The organism is Paracoccus ferrooxidans (assembly GCF_029909815.1).
Classification (GTDB): domain Bacteria; phylum Pseudomonadota; class Alphaproteobacteria; order Rhodobacterales; family Rhodobacteraceae; genus Paracoccus; species Paracoccus versutus.
In genome coordinates this window covers 71,415-84,831 of sequence record NZ_CP038198.1, presented here as the reverse complement: position 1 = coordinate 84,831, position 13,417 = coordinate 71,415, and the positions used below count along the sequence as shown (strand labels likewise).

At 69.7% G+C, this 13,417-nt stretch carries 14 protein-coding genes and 2 pseudogenes; 13 read left to right on the top strand and 3 right to left on the bottom strand.

The annotated features are described in order from the left end of the window. Positions 1–100 precede the first annotated feature (100 nt). A pseudogene (locus tag E3U26_RS00435) lies at positions 101–1,105 on the bottom strand (AIR synthase related protein); the annotation flags it as partial. A gap of 421 nt (positions 1,106–1,526) precedes the next feature. On the opposite strand from E3U26_RS00435, the gene E3U26_RS00430 reads away from it, so the two are divergent. Continuing rightward, the gene (locus tag E3U26_RS00430; RefSeq protein ID WP_499105104.1) at positions 1,527–2,702 is read left to right on the top strand and encodes an MFS transporter; all 1,176 of its coding nucleotides are present in this window, start codon (positions 1,527–1,529) and stop codon (positions 2,700–2,702) included. A gap of 115 nt (positions 2,703–2,817) precedes the next feature. Further along, positions 2,818–3,234: pseudogene (locus tag E3U26_RS00425) on the top strand (GFA family protein). A gap of 25 nt (positions 3,235–3,259) precedes the next feature. Here the strand turns inward: E3U26_RS00425 and E3U26_RS00420 are convergent. After that, positions 3,260–3,544 (bottom strand): hypothetical protein, encoded by a 285-nt coding sequence (locus E3U26_RS00420; protein ID WP_499105103.1) that lies wholly within the window; start codon positions 3,542–3,544, stop codon positions 3,260–3,262. A gap of 15 nt (positions 3,545–3,559) precedes the next feature. On the opposite strand from E3U26_RS00420, the gene E3U26_RS00415 reads away from it, so the two are divergent. From E3U26_RS00415 to E3U26_RS00365, 11 genes are all read left to right on the top strand, one after another. Then, positions 3,560–3,979 carry a PPC domain-containing DNA-binding protein gene (locus tag E3U26_RS00415; RefSeq protein ID WP_036757484.1) on the top strand — a complete coding sequence of 140 codons (420 nt, stop codon included), beginning with the start codon at positions 3,560–3,562 and terminating at the stop codon, positions 3,977–3,979. Between the two features lie 25 nt (positions 3,980–4,004). Next, a complete protein-coding gene (locus tag E3U26_RS00410; RefSeq protein ID WP_036757487.1) occupies positions 4,005–4,583 on the top strand; it encodes an ECF transporter S component in 579 nt (192 codons plus the stop codon). Between the two features lie 45 nt (positions 4,584–4,628). Beyond that, complete coding sequence (locus E3U26_RS00405; protein ID WP_499105102.1) at positions 4,629–5,333, top strand: energy-coupling factor transporter transmembrane component T family protein; 705 nt, start codon at positions 4,629–4,631, stop codon at positions 5,331–5,333. Beyond that, on the top strand, positions 5,330–6,709 hold the full coding sequence (locus tag E3U26_RS00400) for an ABC transporter ATP-binding protein (RefSeq protein ID WP_499105101.1): 1,380 nt from the start codon (positions 5,330–5,332) through the stop codon (positions 6,707–6,709). The genes E3U26_RS00405 and E3U26_RS00400 overlap by 4 nt, the downstream gene beginning before the upstream one ends. A 477-nt stretch (positions 6,710–7,186) precedes the next feature. After that, positions 7,187–8,374 carry an FMNH2-dependent alkanesulfonate monooxygenase gene (gene ssuD / locus E3U26_RS00395; protein WP_499105100.1) on the top strand — a complete coding sequence of 396 codons (1,188 nt, stop codon included), beginning with the start codon at positions 7,187–7,189 and terminating at the stop codon, positions 8,372–8,374. Between the two features lie 4 nt (positions 8,375–8,378). Next, positions 8,379–8,840: an FAD/NAD(P)-binding protein gene (locus tag E3U26_RS00390; protein WP_499105099.1), complete on the top strand. Its 462-nt coding sequence runs from the start codon at positions 8,379–8,381 to the stop codon at positions 8,838–8,840. 32 nt (positions 8,841–8,872) lie between these two features. Next, a complete protein-coding gene (locus E3U26_RS00385) occupies positions 8,873–9,457 on the top strand; it encodes an NAD(P)H-dependent oxidoreductase (protein WP_449045217.1) in 585 nt (194 codons plus the stop codon). A 12-nt stretch (positions 9,458–9,469) separates the two neighbouring features. After that, complete coding sequence (locus tag E3U26_RS00380; protein ID WP_449045218.1) at positions 9,470–10,441, top strand: aliphatic sulfonate ABC transporter substrate-binding protein; 972 nt, start codon at positions 9,470–9,472, stop codon at positions 10,439–10,441. Position 10,442: 1 nt separating this feature from the next. Continuing rightward, a complete protein-coding gene (locus E3U26_RS00375; protein WP_083539197.1) occupies positions 10,443–11,261 on the top strand; it encodes an ABC transporter permease subunit in 819 nt (272 codons plus the stop codon). Beyond that, a complete protein-coding gene (locus E3U26_RS00370; protein ID WP_036757508.1) occupies positions 11,248–12,027 on the top strand; it encodes an ABC transporter ATP-binding protein in 780 nt (259 codons plus the stop codon). The genes E3U26_RS00375 and E3U26_RS00370 overlap by 14 nt, the downstream gene beginning before the upstream one ends. Positions 12,028–12,148: 121 nt before the next feature. After that, the gene (locus E3U26_RS00365) at positions 12,149–12,568 is read left to right on the top strand and encodes an NUDIX hydrolase (RefSeq protein ID WP_499105097.1); all 420 of its coding nucleotides are present in this window, start codon (positions 12,149–12,151) and stop codon (positions 12,566–12,568) included. Positions 12,569–12,575: 7 nt separating this feature from the next. Here the strand turns inward: E3U26_RS00365 and E3U26_RS00360 are convergent, their stop codons facing one another. Then, entirely contained in the window at positions 12,576–13,394 is an 819-nt protein-coding gene (locus E3U26_RS00360) for an arginase family protein (protein ID WP_499105095.1), read from the bottom strand. Positions 13,395–13,417 lie beyond the last annotated feature (23 nt).

Here is a 13,417-nt window from a genome sequence, read left to right as displayed (position 1 = left end):
CCAGAGGCCGGCGCCGGCACGACGAAACCGCCGGCTAGCGCTTTCTCTGTTCCCCCAATACTCCCCGCCGGAGGCAGCGGCCAAGGGCCGCTTTCCGGGCTCAGGCGAGTTCCAGGTTCAGGCTTTTCTCGAACGCGGTGCGATAAAGCTGCGACAGCTCGGCCAGGGGCGCGGCATCGCCGCCAAGGACCACCGTCTCGCCGCCGAAGCTGCCGGCCGTCGCCAGCGGCACGCCGGCCGCCGCGGCCGCATCGGCCAGCTTGGCCGCGTTCCCGGCGGTGCAGGCGACCAGGTAGCGCGCCTGGTCCTCGCCGAAAAGCTGGGCGATCCCGGCGCTGTCCAGCGTCACGCCCAGGCCTGCCGCCTCGGCCAGTTCGAAGGCCGCCAGCGCCAGCCCGCCATCCGACAGGTCGGCCGCGGCCCGGATCAGCCCGCCATGCGCGCGCAGGAATTCGCCATTGCGGCGCTCGGCGGCCAGGTCCACGGGCGGCGCGTCGCCGGCCTCGATGCCGAAGGCCTCGGCGGCCAGCGCCGACTGGCCCAGGTGGCCCCGCGTCTCGCCGATGACCAGCGCCAGGTCGCCCTCGGCCGGCAGGCCGGCGATCAGCCCGTCCAGGTCGGCGATCAGCCCGACGCCGCCGATGGTGGGCGTGGGCAGGATGCCCTTGCCGTCGGTCTCGTTGTAAAGCGAGACGTTGCCCGAGACGATGGGGAAATCCAGCGCCGCGCAGGCCTCGCCGATGCCCTTGATGGCGCCGACCAGCTGGCCCATGATCTCGGGCTTTTCCGGGTTGCCGAAGTTCAGGTTGTCGGTGGTGGCCAGCGGCAGGGCGCCGCAGGCGGTCAGGTTGCGGTAAGCCTCGGCCACCGCCTGCTTGCCGCCCTCATAGGGGTTCGCCCGGACATAGCGCGGGGTCACGTCGCTGGTGAAGGCCAGCGCCTTCTTCGTGCCATGCACCCGCACCACGCCGGCGCCCAGGCCGGGGCGGCGGATGGTGTCGGCGCCGACCTGGGTGTCGTATTGTTCCCAGACCCAGCCCTTGTGGGCGTAGCTGGGGCTGCCGATCAGCGCCTTCAGCGCCGCGATCGGCGCGATGGCGGGCAGGCATGTCTCCTGCCGAAACCAACTCGGCACCGGACGCTGAATTGCGCAAACATCGGGAAACCGCCCCAATTTCGCGACTATTTCAGCGACCTGTTAAGGACCGCGGTCCGGCGCAAGGAGGTTGAGGCCGTGGATCCAGCCGGCCCCCGAGTTTTCCAACACCACGCGGCGGCGGGCAATCTTGGCCTCCCAGACCAGCCGCCCAGTATCAGCGTTGCCGAGAATGTCCTGATGCCGGAAGCTCTGGCTCAGCGGCAACTCGCCCTTGGCGCAGGTGCCGGGCCGCAGAGGGCAGCGACCCAGCGCACCGGCCCCGGTCGCGGGCTCTCCCAGGGGGAAATCCCCCGAGGCCCGCTTCCCCTTGCCTGAAACCTGTGCCCATATGCCCCCCGAATGCAATCCCAGGCACGGAGCCCGGCCGATGACCGGCGACCTCAGGCGGCGGCGGCTCGCGCTTTTCGCCTTCTTCTTCATCCCCGGCGTGGCGCTGGCGTCCTGGGTCACGCGAACGCCCGCCATTCGCGACGGGATCGACGCCTCGCTTGCCGAGATGGGGCTGGTGCTGCTTGGCCTTTCGACCGGGTCGATGTGCGGCATCCTGCTGGCCGGCATGCTGGTGGGCCGCCGGGGAACCAGGCAGGTCGCGATCTCGGGCACCTGGCTGCTGCTTCTCGGCGTGGCGGTCATGGCCGCGGGCACCGGCTTGGGCCTCGCCCCGGTGGTTGCGCTGGGGCTATGCTTCTTCGGGCTGGGCATGGGCGCCGGCGAGATCGCCATCAATGTCGAGGGGGCGGAGGTCGAGCGGCTCTCCGGCCGTCCCTTGATGCACGCGCTGCATGGCTGCTTCAGCCTGGGCACCGTCTTCGGGGCATTGGCCGGCACAGCCCTTGCCCGGATCGACCTGCCCGTTGCATGGCATCTGGGCCTGGTCGCCGCAGCCGCGGCGCCGCCGGTCCTGTGGTTTGGCCGCTGGATACCGGAAGGGACCGGCCTTGCCGCCGGCAGGACCGAAGCTGGCACCGCCCCTGCCCTTCGCCACGATGCCTATTGGCGCGATCCGCGGCTCTACCTGATCGGCCTGGTCGTGCTTGCTGTGGCCCTGGCCGAGGGGGCGGCAAACGACTGGCTGCCGATCCTGATGGTGGACGAGCACGGCTTCTCGCCCGCCATCGGGTCCTTGGTCTACCTGGGCTTTTCCGCGGCGATGACGCTGGGCCGGTTCGCGGGCGGGATCTTCCTGCGCCGCCATGGTCCGGCCGCGGTCATGCGCGTGACTGCGGCGCTTTGCGCGACCGGGCTGGCGTTGGTGATCCTGGCGCCCGTGCCGGCGCTGGCCGCGGCATCGGTGGTCCTGTGGGGCCTTGGCGCCTCGCTGGGGTTCCCCATCGCCATCTCGGCAGCAGCAGCATCGGGACCAAATGCGACCGGCCGGGTGCGCACGGTCACGATCTGCGGCTATATCGCCTTCCTGGTCGGGCCTCCGCTGCTCGGGCTCATCGGCGAGACATATGGGCTGCGCATGGCCATGCTGCTGGTCCTGGCGCTGATCCTTGCCGCCGCTGCCGTGGCCGGGGCGGTGCGGCCACGGGCGACATAGGCGCCTTCGACCACCCTCGCCGCGCCGGTCCGGTTTCAAGACGGCCGAGGTTTCCATCGCCCGGCGCAAGCGGCAGGATGGCTGAAGAGGCCACAACGAACAGGCGGGCACAGGGATGAAAGTCGACGGGCGCTGCGATTGCGGCCATGTCACCTGCCAGGCAGAGATCGACCCTGGGCGGGTGTCGATCTGCCATTGCACCGACTGCCAGCAGCTGGCCAGCAGCTGGCCGGCAGCGCCTTTCGCGTGACCGCCACGGTCCCCCCGCGAGGCGTTCCGGCTGACCGGCACCGCTCCGCGCTGCTCTGTCAAGGTTGCGGACAACGGCAAGCGAAGGCGGCAGTTCTTCTGCCCGGAATGCGGCTCTCCGATCTGCACCACCGGCGAGGGCGCGGAGACAAAGGAGATCGGCATCCGCGTCGGCACCGTGAACCAGCGCGACCAGCTGACACCGACATCGCAAATCTGGTGCGGCTCTGCCCTGCCATGGCTGGGCGAGATCCCGGATCTTCCCGGCCGTCCCCGCGATTGAAGAGCCTCGCCCCGTTTCCAGTGCTTCAGCGATCTGCAAGAGGCAGGGGGCCAGTGGATGCCGCCTCTGCATCGGGCCAAGGATTCGGATACTCGCGACCCTCCTGGCCCATCAGGGCGCATTCATCCGGGCGGCCATCAAGGAAGGGGCCGATGCCATCCTGCTCCATGCCGGTGGCAACCCGGTGATCGGCATTCGACACGCTTGCGCCAAAGCCCAGGCATCGGCCCGGTAGCCCCGAACGGCCGTGTATCCCGCAAAACCTGTTGAGGGAGATGGTCTTTTCTGGAATGAAGGTGGTCAACAGCATCAATGCGCAGGATAGATGGACATGATTTCATCCGGCGTTTTCCATGCCTTCCGCCTGAAGCCGGGTGAAAACCTGACTGCCGGACTGCGGGCGGCGTTCGATGCATCGGGGACACGGGCGATGGCGCTCGTGACCTGCGTCGGCAGCCTGACCGATGTCCGCATCCGCCATGCCAACAGCCCCGAGGCGACGGCCTATTCCGGCCATTTCGAGATCACCTCCCTCGTCGGCACCATCGACGCGGCAGGAGAGCATCTGCACCTGACCATCTCGGACGGTGAAGGGCGCTGCTTCGGAGGGCACCTGATGCCCGAGGGATCGGCCATCTACACCACCGCCGAGATCGTGGTCCTGGCCCTGCCCGAGCTTGCCTTCACCCGCCTGCCCTGCCCCCTGTCCGGCTATGACGAGCTTGTCGTGACGCAAGACGCATGATGGGCAGCAATCAAGGAACATCCCGATGAATCCAGTGTTTTCCACCCGCATGCTGGTCCTGATGGCGGTCGGCATCGCGGTGAACATGGCCCTTGGCCAGATCGCCCAGGCGGTCAAGCTGCCGATCTTCCTCGATGCCCTGGGGACGATGGTGGTCGCGGTCATGGCCGGGCCGCTGGCGGGGCTGATCACCGGCGTCGCCACCAACCTGATCTGGGGCCTGATCCTGTCGCCGACCGCGGCCGCCTTCGCCCCGGTCGCGGGCGTCATCGGCTTGGCCGCCGGGCTGCTTGCACGGGCGGGCATGTTCCGCGGCCCGGTCCAGGCGGCGATCTCGGGCGTCGTCATCGCCGTTGCGCTGTCGCTGGTCGCCGTGCCGATCCGGGTCTGGCTGTTCGGCGGCGTGACCGGCAGCGGCGCGGATTTCATCACCGCATGGATGCTGCAAACCGGGCGCGACCTGTTCGGCGCGACCCTCATCACCGTGATCACCTCGAACCTTGCCGACAAGGTGGTGACCGCTCTGCTGGCCTGGGCGATCCTGCGCGGCCTGCCCTTGCGCATGGCCGGGGACTGGCCATTCCTGCGCCACAGCCGCGCCTGAACCCGTATGGCCGCCGTGCCGGACCCGCCGAGGCGGCTGCATCCCGTGACCCAGCTGGCGCTCTGCCTGCCGGTCCTGGCGCTGCTGCCCGTGGGAGGGCCGGTCGCCCTGGCATTCGCGACCCTCGCCTGCCTTGCCGTCGCGGCGGCCTCGGGGCTGGGCTGCTTCGTGCTGCGCCGCATGGCGCTGCTGCTTCTGCCCGTGGCCCTGGCGCTGGCTCTGGTGCATGGCCTGCTGATCGCGCGGGGGCCGGCGACCGTCCTTGGCCCCGTCGCCATCTATCCCGCCGGCCTTGCCCATGCGGGCATGATCCTGCTGCGCCTTGCCGCGCTGCTGGCGGCGGGGCTGATGATCGTCGGCTCGACCACCCCCGGCGAACTGGCGGACGGGCTCGAGGACAAGGGCCTGCCCTCTGGCATCGCCTATCTGCTGACCGCGCCACTGAGCCTGGCCCAGGGGCTGTCGCTGGAAGGGGCGGCGCTGCGCGATGCGCTGCAACTGCGCGGGTTGCCGCTGAGCGGATCACCACGGCAACGCCTGCGCGCGATCTCGCATATCGCCATCGCGCTGATCCGCCTGCAACTGGTCGAGGCAGCCCCGCGCGCGCAGATGCTGGAGGCACGGGGCTTTCGCAGCCAACCCTGCCGCACGTTGCTGGCGCCCCCGCCCGACACGCCGGGCCAATACCGGCTGCGGCTGGCCTCGGCGCTGCTGGCCGCCTGCATCCTGATCCTGGGGATGCTGGCATGAGCCTGTCTTTGCGGGGCCTGCGCTTTTCCTGGCCGGGCGGGCCAGCCGTCCTCGACGGGCTGGACCTCGACCTTCCGCCCGGTGGCCGGGTCGCGGTGATCGCCGGCAACGGGGCGGGCAAGTCCACGCTGGCCCGCTGTGCCGCGGGCCTTGCCGGCAGCGAGGCCGTGCTGTGGCGGGGGCGGCCACTGTCTGCCCTGGCCGGGACCGAACGCGTGGCGACCGTTCAACTGGTCGGGCAAAGGCCGGACCTGCAACTGTCGGGCCGGGCGGCCACGGTCCGGGCCGAGATCGCCTTCGGGCCGGAAAACCTTGGCCTGCCCCACAGCCAGGTCCTGGACCGGGTCGAGGCGGCCATGGAAGCGATGGGGCTGACGGCCCTGGCCCTGCGCGATCCAAGGCGGCTGTCGGGCGGCGAGACGCAGCGGCTGGCCATCGCCGGTGCGCTGGCGATGCGGCCCGCCCTACTGATCCTGGACGAGCCGCTGACCGATCTGGACCACGAGGCGCGCGAGGGTCTGACCCAGCGGCTGACCCGGCTTGCGCCCGACATGTCGGTGCTTGCGCTGGACGTTAGCGCAGAGGCCTGGCGCGCGCAGGGTTTCCAGCTGATGCAGCTGCGCGACGGCAGGCTGCACCCGTTCCAGGATATGCCGCAACCCTCGCCACTCGCCGCCCGCCCTGCGACAAGCGCGGACATGATCACGATCCGCGACCTGGACTTCGCCCACGACCCGGCGAGGCCGCTGTTCCGGGGGCTGGAGCTGGACCTGCCGCAAGGGGCGGCCGTCGCGATCACCGGACCCAATGGCGCGGGCAAGACGACGCTGATGCGGCTGATCGCCGGGCTGGAGCGGCCTTCGAAGGGCCGGATCACGGTCGCGGGCGTGCAGGTCGGCCGGGCGAAGCCGAAGGAACTGGCGGCGGTTCTGGGAATGGTGCTCCAGAATTCCGACCGACAGTTTCTTGCCGCCACGCTGCTGGACGAGGCGATGATGGCCCCCCGCCTTCATCGCCTGCCCGATCCGCCTGGGCTGGCCCTGCGGGCGCTGGCCACACTGGGGCTGGAGGCCCTGGCCCTCGCCCATCCGCTGGACCAGCACAACGGCGCGCGCAGGCTGACCGCCGTGGCCGCCGCCATTGCCCATCGCCCGCGCCTGCTGATCCTCGACGAAACCCAACGCGGCCTCGATCCCCGTCATCAGCGCCGGCTTGAGCGCGCGATCACCGAGTTCACGCAATCCGGCGGAACGGTGCTGTTCGTCTGCCATGACGAGGGATTCTTGAGGCGTAACGCCAGCCACCGGCTGGCGGTATCGGGTGGTCAGATCGGTCTTAGCCGGCTGTCCGAAATCGGGGAAACCGCGCGTTTCTGATCGGCCAGAACCGCAGCGGACACATGAAAAGCGGTTGCTATCCGATTTTTGCCGTCCGAAGTTCCCTCGACCACCATGCTTCGCGCCCAAGCCCAGCATCACATCGTGCGACGAAGCCTCGCAGGCTGCGCTCCTCGCAGTCGCCGGCCGGATGGGGTGGTGCTTCTGCTTATGGCAGGCGTCGGCGTCTATTCGCGGCGGCAGCACAAGCGGCGATCATGCGCCCCACTGCCTCGGGCAGCATCTTCCTTCTGGACGTGCCGATCCCAAGCCCCACCGGGCAGAGAATATCAGTCCCTCGGACGTCGCCTCTCTAGCGAATTCTTCCAAATCCGCTGCACGAAACGCTGGTTTCAGCCCAAATTCCCATCTCACCGCAAATCACTATATACCTTATCGTATTTAAGTGTTTTCTTGGGTCGCAAGGACGACCGGCATCCCGGCGCCCGGCCGTGATATCAGCGAAAGGACCCCAACATGAGCATTCCAACCCCCGACAAGATCCGCGTGCTCTGGTTCCTGCCGACGCATGGCGACAGCCGCTATCTTGGCACGGCCGAAGGCGGCCGGACGGTCAACATGCCCTATCTGCGCCAGGTGGCGCAAGCCGCGGATTCCCTGGGTTATTTCGGCGTTCTGCTGCCCACCGGCCGCAGTTGCGAGGACAGTTGGGTCACGGCGGCGGCGCTGGCCTCGCAGACCGAAAAGCTGCGCTTCCTGGTCGCGGTGCGTCCGGGGCTGCAATCGCCGACGCTGGCCGCGCGCATGACCGCGACGCTGGACCGGCTGTCGGGCGGGCGGTTGCTGATCAACGTGGTTACCGGCGGCGACCCGGTCGAGAACGCCGGCGACGGCATCCACCTGAGCCATGCCGAACGCTACGAGGTGACCGAGGAATTCCTGAACGTCTACAAGGCGCTGCTGGCCGGCGAGACGGTGAACCACCATGGCAAGCACCTGAAGATCGACGACGGCAAGCTGCTGTTCGACCCGCTGCAGAAGAACGGCCCGCCGCTGTATTTCGGCGGTTCGTCCGATGCGGCAAACAAGGTGGCGGCGCGGCAGATCGACAAATACCTGACCTGGGGCGAGGCGCCGGCGCAGGTGCGCGACAAGATCGAATCCGTGCGCCGGCTGGCCGACGCCGAGGGGCGCGAGGTCAGTTTCGGCATCCGCCTGCATGTCATCGTACGCGACACCAATGCCGAGGCCTGGCAGGCGGCCGAGCAACTGATCAGCCGGCTGGACGACGCCACCATAGCCAAGGCGCAGGAAACCTTCGCGCGGATGGATTCGGTCGGTCAGGCGCGCATGGCCGCGCTGCATGGCGGGCGTCGCGACAGGCTGGAAATCAGCCCGAACCTCTGGGCGGGTATCGGGCTGGTGCGCGGCGGGGCCGGGACGGCACTGGTCGGCGATGCCGAAACCGTGGCCGAGCGCATCGACGAATATCGCCGCATCGGCATCGATACCTTCATCCTCTCGGGCTATCCGCATCTGGAGGAGGCCTACAGCTTCGGCGAGCGCGTCCTGCCGCTGCTGCCGCTGGAACACCCGCTGCCGCAGGCCAGCCTTGCGGCCAACATGGGCCCCTTTGGCGAGACGGTCGGCAACGACTATCGCCCGGCCCAGCCCGCGCCACGCCTTGCCGCAGCTGGAGGCTGAGACCATGTCCGCGACCCTGCGCATCGCCATCCCGCAGGACGGTCGCGCCGGCGCCGTGCTGGCATGGCAACCGGCGCGGAGGCGGCTGCCGGTGCGCCTGACCGTGGCCGAGCCGCGGCCGGAACCGGGCCGCGGGCCGGCCCATTCCGCCGCTGATCCGGCGCCTCGAAGAAACGCGCTTCACATGCCGATCAACGCCGAGATCCGCACCGATTTCGCGGACGGGCTGGCCGGGAATCCAGGCTTGCCGGACCCGCAGGCGACCACGCCGAATGACGATCCGCATGTCCGGCCCGCGCAGTGCGGCCGCCATGTTGCCGGGCGGCTGGCGCCTCAGCTGGCCTCGGGCGCGGTGCGCCAGGTCCGGGTCGCGCGCGAGATCGCTCGCTATGCCCTGCCGGGCCCTATCCTGCCCCCGGCGGCGACACGACCCTCCGTCGCCGGCCCCACGTCCCCTCTGTCCTGACCCATCGGGACCGAACAGAACAGGAGATCATCATGACCGCCCTGACCATCACCGGCTTTGCCGGCAGCCTTTCTGCGCCCTCGCGCAGCCGTGCCCTGGTCCAGACCGCCGTGGATCTGGCCGCCGACCGCTTCGGCGCCGTCAGCCATGTCTTCGATCTTGCCGATCTGGGCCCCTCGCTGGGCCATGCTCGCCACATCGGCGACCTCGACCCCGAGGCGCTGTCGCATCTGACCGAGCTGATCAATGCCGACGCGCTGGTGATCGCAAGCCCGGTCCACAAGGGCAGCTATGCCGGGCTATTCAAGCATGTCCTCGATCTCCTGGATCCCGACATGCTGGCCGGCAAGCCCGTGCTTCTGGCCGCGACCGGCGGCGGCGACCGCCATGCGCTGGTGATCGAACACCAGCTGCGCCCGCTGATGGCCTTTTTCGAGGCGCAGACGCTGGCCACCGGCGTCTATGTCGCCGACCGCGAATTCACCGGCGGCAAGCTGGCCGACGATGCCGCCCATGCCCGGCTGGACCGGGCGGTGGAACAGTTCGCACCCTTCCTGTCCCCCTATACCGTTCCCCAGCCGGCCGCCGAGCCCGCGCCGCTGCTGCAAGCCTTCTGAGAGGATATCGTCATGAGCATCACATTCTCGCGCCGCGCCACGCTGGCCCTGGGTCTTGCCGCGCTGGCCGCACCGACGATCCTGCGCGCCGCCCCCGCGACGGAGCTGCGGGTCGGCTGGCAAAAGGGCGGGCTTCTGGGCCTCGTCAAGGGGTCGGGCGCCTTTGAACAGGCGCTGGCCGACCAGGGCATCCGGGTCAGCTGGTCCGAGTTCACCTCGGGGCCGCCGCTGCTCGAGGCGCTGTCGGCCAATGCGCTGGACTTCGGCTATACCGGCAACGTGCCGCCGATCTTTGCCCATGCCGCGCGCGGCAACCTGGTCTTTGTCGGCGCGGGCCAGGGCTCGCGCGAAGGCCATGCCATCCTGGTGCCCAAGGATTCCCCGATCCGGAAGGTCGAGGATCTGAAAGGCCAGACCGTCGCCTTCAAGCGCGGCAGCTCGGCGCATTATGCGACGATCAAGCTTCTGCGCACGGCGGGGCTGACGCTGGACGACATCAAGCCGCAGGACCTGTCGCCGCCGGACGCGATCGCCGCCTTCGACGCGGGCGCCATCGGGGCCTGGACGATCTGGGATCCCTATTTCGCCTCGGCCGAGGCGCGCCCGAATACCCGCGTCCTGGTCACGACCGAGCAGCTCGCGCCCGAGTTCAACTTCTATTCCGCCAACGGCGACTATGCCCGCGACAACCCGGACCTGATCGCCACGCTGATCGATACGGTGCAGGCCGTGGGCAAGCAGGGCCAGGCCGACCTGCCCGGCACCATCGCCACCCTCTCGAAGGCCACCGGGCTGCCGGAATCGGTGATGGAACGCTTCCTGACCCGCAAGGGCAGCGACCTCGGGCTGGTCGGCTTCATCGAGCCCAGGCACGTCGCCTATGAACAGGAGCTTGCGGACGAGTTCTTCAAGCTGGGCATCATCCCCCGGCAGCTGGACATCGCCTCGGTCGTCTGGACGCCCGCCGTCAAGCAGGGAGCGTGACATGAGCCTTGCCGAAACCCTGAAAGTGCAGCGCCTGGCCGGCTGGCGGCCAAGCCTGCCGCAGCCCGCCGCGCTGCTGCCCTATGCCGTGCCGGCGGCGATCCTGGTCCTGTGGGAAATCGCCGGCGCGGCCGGGCTGATCGCGGATACGGTGATGCCGCGCCCCTCGGCCATCCTGGCGACGGCGGTGCGGATGACCGCCTCGGGCGAATTGCTGAACCACCTTGGCGTTTCCGCCACCCGCGCGCTGGCTGGGCTGGCCGTGGGCGGCGGCATCGGCTTTGCGCTTGGCATCGCCAACGGCGTCTCGCGCCGCAGCGAGCTGCTGACCGACGCCACGCTGCAAATGATCCGCAACATCCCGCATCTGGCGCTCATCCCGCTGGTCATCCTATGGTTCGGCATCGGCGAGGGGGCAAAGCTGTTCCTGGTCGCGCTTGGCGTGTTCTTCCCCATCTATCTCAACACCCTGCACGGCATCCGCAACGTCGATCCGCAGCTGATCGAGATGGGCCGCGCCTATGGCATGAACGGGCGCACGCTGTTTCGCCGCATCGTGCTGCCGGGCGCCCTGCCCTCGATCTTCGTCGGGCTGCGCTATGGCCTCGGCATCATGTGGCTGACGCTGATCGTGGCCGAAACGCTCTCGGCTTCGTCGGGCCTGGGCTACATGGCGATGCAGGCGCGCGAGTTCATGATCCTCGACGTCGTGGTGCTGGCGATCCTGCTTTACGCGGCTCTCGGCAAGCTGGCCGACACGCTGACCCGCGCGCTGGAGCGGCGCGCCCTGAAATGGAGCCCCGCCTATGCCAATCACTGAGATCCTGCCGCGCGCCATCGCCATCCCGCCCATGCTGCGGCCGGACGGGGCCGGCGCGGCGGTGCGGGCCCGCAACCTGGGCCGCAGCTTCGCGGGCAACCGGGTGCTGGCCGACCTCGACCTCGAGGTGCGGCCGGGCGAGTTCCTGTCCATCGTCGGCAAGAGCGGCTGCGGCAAGTCCACCCTGCTGCGGCTGATCGCCGGGCTGGACCAGCCCAGCTCGGGCAGCATCGGCGTGGACGGGCTGCCGGCGGACCGGGCCGGCGACCGGCTGCGCATCATGTTCCAGGAACCGCGCCTGCTGCCCTGGGCCACCATCGCCGGCAATGTCGCCGTCGGGCTGCGCCGCGGCCCCGATCCCGAAGCGGTGGCCGAGGCGCTTGCCTCGGTGCAGCTGGCCGACAAGGCGGATTTCTGGCCGGCGCAGCTTTCGGGCGGCCAGCGCCAGCGCGCGGCCCTGGCGCGCGCATTGGTCAGCCATCCCGGCCTGCTGCTGCTGGACGAGCCGTTGGGCGCGCTGGATGCGCTGACCCGGCTGACCATGCAGAACCTGATCCGCGACATGCATGATCGCGCCGGCTTCACCGCCGTTCTGGTCACGCATGACGTGGCCGAGGCGGTGGCGCTGTCGGATCGCATCATCGTGCTGGGGCAAGGCGGCATCCTGAAGGAAACCGCGATCCTGCGCGTCGGCCCGACCCGCCGCGGCAGCCCCGAGCTGGCCGCCATCGAGGCGGAAATCCTCGACGCGATCTTTGCCGCATGAGGCCAGCGGCTGCGCCCGCCGGACGGGGATGGTGGATCGAAGGCGGCAAGGTCTCTGGCGCAGCGGCGTTGCCATGCGGGCGGGCTGGTCCGGCCCCGTCGGATCAAGAATGGAGAGCCGGATGGACATCATGATCGCAGCGGGACTGGTCCTGCGCCCGGACGACCGAACGCTGCTGGTGCGCAAGGCCGGAACGCACGCCTTCCAGCAGCCCGGCGGCAGGATCAGCGCCGGCGAAACTGCCGCGGCCGCCCTGTGCCGCGAGCTTGCCGAGGAAACCGGCTTGCGGGTGGATGCGGGGCAGATGCGCGCCCTGGGCCGGTTTCGCGCCCGCGCTGCGAACGAGCCCGGCCGGCAGGTGGTCGCCGACCTGTTCCTGCTGCATCTGCCTGAGGGGGTCGAAATCGTCCCCGGCGCCGAGATCGCCGAGGCGCGCTGGGTCGATCCGGCATGCGACGACATCCCCCTCGCGCCGTTGACCGCAGAGGAGATCCTGCCGCGCTGGGTCTCGGGCGCCTTCGCCCGGCTGCAAGCCGGCTAGCCCAGGCTCATCGCCCGGCGGGTAGCAGCGGACCGACGATGTCCAGGATGGTCGCGATGGCCCCCTGCGCCGCCTGCGCCGTCCCCGGCATTTCGAATTCGGCGAGTTCGACCCCGGCGATGCGCTCCGGCGGGATGGCGGCAAGAAATACGCGCAGCCGGTCGGGGACAAGCCCGCCGGGAACGGAATAGGCGGCGGGGACCGTGCCGGGCTCCATTGCGTCCCAGTCGACATGCAACCAGATCGGCCCCTCGCCCAGGGCGGCCAGCACCGTTTCCGGCTCGGCCCCCGCTGCAAACCGCCGCACGCCGGCCTGCGCCAACAGGGCCTCTTCGGGTGGGTCGATGTCGCGGGCGGCCAACAGGGCGACGCGCGCGGGCGAGACCTCGCCGCCATGACCGGTCCGCCACAGGCCGCAGGCCCCGGCCAGCGCCATGCCGCCAAGATAGCCGGTCTCGGTCGTTTCCGGCGTGTTGAAATCGCCATGCGCATCGACCCAAAGCACGTTCAGCCCGTCGATCATCCGCGCCGCCGCCGGCAGGGTGGCGATGCTGGCCGAGCAGGTATTGGCGACGACCAGCGGGCGCTCGCCGGCTCCGATCCGGTGCCGGACCGCGTCGGCAAGCTGCCCAAGCCAGGGGCCGGCCTCGCGCAATGCGTCCTGCCAGCCGTCCTCGGCCGCCGGCGCGGGGGTTCCGACCGCCTGCATAGAAAGCCCGGTTTGCGCGGCCAAGGCTTCGGCGACGGCCTTGGCGCCGGGAATGGCGCCGGGCGTGCGGTCGGCAAAGCGGCCTTGGGAAAGCAGGATACCGGAAGCGGGGCGCATCGATTCGTTATTTCCATATGGAC